Source organism: Companilactobacillus sp. HBUAS56275 (assembly GCF_036913655.1).
Lineage (GTDB): Bacteria > Bacillota > Bacilli > Lactobacillales > Lactobacillaceae > Companilactobacillus > Companilactobacillus pullicola.
Window position 1 is genome coordinate 1 of record NZ_JAYKKK010000010.1, and the last position, 5,770, is coordinate 5,770.

General features: G+C 34.2%; 7 protein-coding genes and 1 pseudogene. 3 read left to right on the top strand and 5 right to left on the bottom strand.

Annotation, left to right across the window (positions count from 1 at the left end):
* Positions 1-315 precede the first annotated feature (315 nt).
* The 5 genes and pseudogenes from U8526_RS12940 to U8526_RS12960 form a co-directional block, all read right to left on the bottom strand.
* Complete coding sequence (locus U8526_RS12940; protein ID WP_125765017.1) at positions 316-654, bottom strand: hypothetical protein; 339 nt, start codon at positions 652-654, stop codon at positions 316-318.
* Positions 590-1,156 carry a DUF536 domain-containing protein gene (locus U8526_RS12945; RefSeq protein ID WP_062913471.1) on the bottom strand — a complete coding sequence of 189 codons (567 nt, stop codon included), beginning with the start codon at positions 1,154-1,156 and terminating at the stop codon, positions 590-592. Before U8526_RS12945 ends, U8526_RS12940 begins: the two co-directional genes overlap by 65 nt.
* A gap of 276 nt (positions 1,157-1,432) precedes the next feature.
* Positions 1,433-2,368, bottom strand: a complete 936-nt coding sequence (locus U8526_RS12950; RefSeq protein ID WP_334342363.1) for a replication initiation protein — start codon at positions 2,366-2,368, stop codon at positions 1,433-1,435.
* Positions 2,369-3,077: 709 nt separating this feature from the next.
* Positions 3,078-3,291: pseudogene (locus U8526_RS12955) on the bottom strand (hypothetical protein).
* 356 nt (positions 3,292-3,647) lie between these two features.
* On the bottom strand, positions 3,648-4,235 hold the full coding sequence (locus U8526_RS12960; RefSeq protein ID WP_334342364.1) for a site-specific integrase: 588 nt from the start codon (positions 4,233-4,235) through the stop codon (positions 3,648-3,650).
* 103 nt (positions 4,236-4,338) lie between these two features.
* On the opposite strand from U8526_RS12960, the gene U8526_RS12965 reads away from it, so the two are divergent.
* From U8526_RS12965 to U8526_RS12975, 3 genes are all read left to right on the top strand, one after another.
* Positions 4,339-4,617, top strand: coding sequence for a plasmid mobilization protein (locus tag U8526_RS12965; protein ID WP_003625288.1), 279 nt, complete (start codon positions 4,339-4,341; stop codon positions 4,615-4,617).
* The gene (locus U8526_RS12970) at positions 4,607-4,909 is read left to right on the top strand and encodes a type II toxin-antitoxin system YafQ family toxin (RefSeq protein ID WP_334342365.1); all 303 of its coding nucleotides are present in this window, start codon (positions 4,607-4,609) and stop codon (positions 4,907-4,909) included. Before U8526_RS12965 ends, U8526_RS12970 begins: the two co-directional genes overlap by 11 nt.
* Before the next feature lie 361 nt (positions 4,910-5,270).
* Positions 5,271-5,651 (top strand): DUF4430 domain-containing protein, encoded by a 381-nt coding sequence (locus U8526_RS12975; protein ID WP_125765019.1) that lies wholly within the window; start codon positions 5,271-5,273, stop codon positions 5,649-5,651.
* The last annotated feature ends 119 nt before the right edge of the window (positions 5,652-5,770 follow it).

The window sequence follows — 5,770 nt, forward strand, 5'->3', positions numbered from 1 at the left end:
AAATTCAATATCCTTATCTCATATTTTTTTGCATAAATAAGTAATTTTACAATCTACCTTTTTATTTAATTTTTAAGGATCAATACAACCACTTTTTTCACAAATCGGATAACCTAAATCCCAGATTAATATCATTTTTAACAAATCGATTAATTTAGTCGCTGTTAACGAAACGGCTATTATTGTATGAACAGCGAATGCCCATATGAAATCTGTTCTCGCCCTTCTGAACCTCTATTAATGCCACTATCCATAATAAGCATGCCTGTATAGAGCTCTTAATAATAAAGTCCAAACCACCAATAATCATAATTGTCAAAAAAATATTTTCACTCCATCTATTCTTAGGTTATCAAAGTAATCTTGATATTGTTTCTCATTTTTTCTAGGATATTTTTCAAGATCATTATTTTCCATAGTATTTTTCAACCCATATATCCACCATGAAGAATTAAATAATGCTGAAAATTCAACAGTAGGTTTGGGCTCGTGACTCAATTGGTTAAAATCATTTTGATATAAACGCCTTTTGTTTACAAATCCAAATATTTTTTCATCTACAGATCCAGAGCCTTGCTGCCACTGATTGTCACCAAAAATGCCACCAACTATTATTGGTGTTGTTCTTAAATGTTTTCTTTTGTCTATTACCATATTCAGCAACTTTATTTTCATTTTGATTGTCGTTTTTATCCTTGATGTGACTGGTATTAGAACTATTCGTCAAGGTATCGTCCTTGTCGTTTAATTGTTGCTGATGAGTAGCACTAGAAGATTCAAACAAGCCACTCAGTTTCTGAACGTGTTCTTTTAATCGATGGTTCTCTGCAACCGTTGCTATCTGTAATTTTTGCTGCTGATCTAAGGCTTGTTGTAAATTTGCAATTTGTTGATCTTTAACATCAAGTTGCTTCAGCAAGATCTGATCAATATTTTTGTCCTTGTCGTTTTCAGCTTGCCGATTTGGTTGTCGTTCTTGTCGTTTTTGCTTGTCAAAATTAGCAAGCATTTTAACGCCTTGGTTGTCTATTTCTAGATGGTTTTTAACTTTGTAAGTGTGTTTGCTTCGAAAGCCATTAATGCTATTAATACGTTGATTAATAGCTTGTTTTGACAATTTAAATTCTTCTGAAAGTTGCCGAATAGTCTTGCCCAATAGTTTCACCGCCTAATTAATCCGCCTTAAATTATAAGTTAAAAACGACAAGAAAACCAATCGACAAGCAAAACTTAAACTTGGTTGTCGATTGGTTTTCTTTAGGTATCAATCTTCAAGCTAAACTATAATTGATTTGGTTCTGGTTGTTGCCACCAATGAATGTTGCTTTAACAGCAAATATCCCGAATTAACAACAACTAAAGTTTGCATCTAGTTTTTTCCCTAATGGCTTGTTTTGATACACCAAACTCATCAGCAAGTTCTCTAATAGTTTTAGGCATGTTTTCCAAACCCCTTTCGGAGTTCAGCAAGTGCTTCTTGTCTTGCTTGATCTCTTATTCTTTTATCATGCTCGGCCTGTTTATCGACTAATGCTTGTTTCTCAGTAGAACCTAAAGTTAATCCTTTAACTTTATCAATAGCGCGCCATTTTTGATGGTCTGTTAGTTCACTATTATGCTGAATATTGAAAAGCTTTTGTCTTTCATCTTGAAATTGTCCTTGTGAGAAGTCGTTTGCGTTCTTTTTTTCTGATTTCCAAGTAAATGAGTAACCAATAACTGGCTTGCCACGTCCTTTACCATATTTTTTTCTAATAGTTAGACCCCTGAAAAGAGGAGTTAGTTCTTCCTTAATTGGCTGAATAACTCTAGATTCAACATTTGCAGGTTTGTTCCAATAGCTTTGCGGAATATCAAGTAATTCAAAAAAGTCACTTTTAGAAAAGTAAGCATAACCAGTAGTTCGAAATTGTTTAAGGAGACGAAACATTGTTTTTGCATAACTACTCTTTAGATCTCTAAACTCTGCTAAAGCATATCGAACCCAACTTTCAAGATTATTTAGAAGTTTCAATGCCTTGGGGTAAATTTGAATATCAACATAAGGGACTTCTGCTGAACCCTTAATCTCAAATCGAGTGAACATGACAAACATTTCTCTATCAAGCCCATCTTTACTTCTAGAGCCAAAACTAAGACCTAATATTTTTTGATATGTACTTTGTATGTCATCAATAAATCGGTTATTTGCGGTTGGTTTATATGCGCTTAATTCTTTTAACTGATCAAAAGTAAACCTAACAGTATCATCACCTTTATCACGCATTCTAGAAACAATAGAAAAGAACAGATTCATTTCTACAGGAGTAAATCTTCTCAAAGGGATTGTATTCAATTCAGGATCATATTTGACTAATTCATTGCTCATAAAATAACCTCCTTGAATAATACTACTTTATTTGAATACGGAAGTAAATGAATGTAGTCGATAAACAGACAAAATGTAGTCGATAAACAGACAAAATGTAGTCGATAAACAGACAAAATGTAGTCGATAAACAGACAAAATGTAGTCGATAAACTTCTATAAGCATTGGGAGAGTAAGCCTCAAAAGGGGTCTAAAAGAGGTTTAAAAGAGGTTTAAAAGAGGTATATAAGAGGCAACACTGTACGAGATCAAAACCTAGAAGCGAAAAATACAAAGGAGTGAGCCAAAAACCATGCTCACATTAAACTCCACTCGTTCCACTCCTTGCGCCTCACTCTGTTCGTTGCCTAAAAAGGTGTGACAAGTCACATTCATTCGGGCGCTGACGCCCCGAACCCCGTCCAAGCTGAGCCAGCTTAACCGCTTTTTCACTCGCCGTTAGGCAGGAAAGCCAAAGTTTTATAGAAACTTTGGCTTTCGCCAATTCAGTGTTAAGACTGGTTTAGAGCTGTCAATTCCTTATGCTCCCACGCTTTGCTCGTCCGCTACCATTGACAGCAAATAGTTAGCTTTTCTAAAGCTTGATAAAGATTTAACTGCTATGTCCCTTTTTAAGGGCCTTATTTTTTGTTATCAGCGATTTTGAGACTATTCATATATATTTATACCAAAGCAAATATAAGAACCCCTCAGTGAGCTTTTAGAGGGCTAGATGACGGAACCTGGGAGATTACTAATATCTTCTTGCCTTTTTTGCAAAATATAAGTGTATAAGGAATCATACAAATTCTTTTTAATCTCGTCAGGTTCATTGACAGAAGCTTCAAACAATTCTTGAATATCAACTTGCCAAGGATCAGCAAGCACTTCATCAATGGGTTTTAGTACTTTTTTTTTCGTCCATCTTAATTACTCCTAACATTAAAATAATGACTTCAGCTTAGATATGCAGTTCTTAAAGTTAGTTATTCAAATTTTGTTGCCAGGTTTATGAAGATTCTCTGCATAAAGCAATTAAAAAAATTTGGTTAAAAGCATCGGGATATGCAACAATTTTTAGCATTTAAAGCATAACAAACTCAGTTAAGTGTAAGCATAAATTGAATTAAGAATACATTCCATTCAGCAACGGCAAAAATTGATTTTATGGTTATCAGAAGACCGAGTGAAACAAGGTCAATGCGCACTTACACATAGAATTTATTCTATGTTGTGCTAGACCCATTAAAAACCTGTATCAGAAGTCGCCGTTGGCGACAACTAAAAATCCAAATAAAACTAACCAAAATCAATTTGATCTAACATACTTTCGGTACTTGCTTGGTCTAAGCCTAAATAAGCTAGAGTCATGGCTTCACTTGAATGATTTAATAAGTGCATGACTAAGCCAATATTGTAATTGGATTGCGTATAAACGCGATAAGTCCCAGTTTTGCGCATAGTGTGGGTACCAAGGTAATTAATGCTTAAAAGATCGTCGACTTTGCTCATGATTTTATAGAACTGTTTTTCCGTAATATGCCGTTCTGGGTGTTGAATGGACGGAAAGAGCCATTCAGATTCTAGTTTATGATCAAGCAGCCATTGACGATACAATAAAAGCTCTGTTTGAACAGGTTTAAGGTACAAGGTATTAGGTTTACCAGTTTTTCGGTCATGAATAAACGCATTTTGTTTAATAGAACCGTCCGGATTAAAAATATCGGCCTGTTTTAAGCCCATAACGTCACTCACTCGCAGTAGCGTCGCTTTACCAACTTGAAAAATCGTATAGTTACGTCGGCCAGCTTTAAAGTTATTGAGTAACGTATCTTGAACCTCTTTAAGAACGTTTGAATCTTTGATGGGTAAGACAACTTGTCGCATAAGCTGTTAGTTCCTTTACTTTAAAATTAATTTAGTTGCAGAAAACCTAAAAATCGAATATTATAGTGTAGTACGATGGTAAACTTAAAGGAGGCGGATTAGAATGAGTAATACTATTATTAAAAACAAGACAATTTCAACTCGTGTAACACCTGACATTAGTGAACGGGCTAAAGCTAATCTAGCAAAACAAGGGCTAACCGTTTCTGAGTATATACGCTTATCGTTAGTTAAAGCGGCCAATAATGAAGTTCGATTAGTCAGCTTTTTAGATTCTCCGGAAGCCTTAGCCGCTAAAAAAGAAGCAGAAACAGGGCAGGTCAAAAACATTGGTTCATTGACTGACTTTGAAGATTGGATCGATAAGTTAGATGCAAATTAAACAGACCAAATCTTTTGAACGTGAATTAAAAAAACTAGTCAAAAGACATTTCCCAATAACTGTCTTGAAGCCTTGTTTAGAAGCAATTGTTGAACAAGATGTACTTGTTTTGAAACAGATTAAAGATCATGCATTAAAAGGAAATTGGCGTGGCTATCGTGAATTTCACCCTGCCAGATATGGCAACTATGGTAAAAATTATGACAACTGGATTGTTATTTATCAGCTAGATCATGATGAATTTATTTTGTTATTGGTTGCAACTGGCTCCCATGAAATCTTGAATCAATAGCTATAGCTTAGGGGCACTTATTAAAAAATAAATTAAAATAGCCCCCAATATCTACATTATAGATATTGGGGGCTGTTTTAATAGGCTTTCACAGGGGGCATTTGTGAATTATAGACCCTATATATTCATAGCCCCTTTCTGTTTGGTGTTAAAGTATTAGTCATCGATGTCATGCACTATCTTGTTTAGCTCCGTTTTGATGGAACTGGGAATATTTTCTAAATTGAAATGATTATATATTTCTTTATCCTTAAGCATCCTTTTTTGTGCCTTATTTAATTGGATGGTTTTTAAATTATTATTTTCGTCTGCCTTTTCTTTGTTATAATAAAAATCGTTGTACAAATCGAGGAGGAAAATAATGAAAAAGATTACAGCATTTTTATTGTCATTATTAATGTTACTAGGGGTATTCGCTCCAGCAACTGCAACAACCGTTCAAGCTAAGGCTTCCGAGAATATCAAAGCTACTTACACTTTGAAGAAGAATAAAAAGAAGATTGCCAAGAAAACTATCACATTGAAAAAGAATGCCACTGTTACTGATGGTCTTAAAAAAGGCTGGAAAGTTAACGACAAAGGCGGCTTTATCACAGCTATCGACGGTCACAAACAAAATAACAAGAAGAAAATTTACTGGACATTCACTGTTAATGGCAAACAAGTTAACGTTTCAGCTGACAAAAAGAAATTACACAACAAAGACAAAGTTGTTTTCAAATTATCAAAATATAACGGTTAATGATTAAATTAAAATATGAGATGAGGATAAATTCAATATCCTTATCTCATATTTTTTTGCATAAATAAGTAATTTTACAATCTACCTTTTTATTTAATTTTTAAGGATCAATACAACCA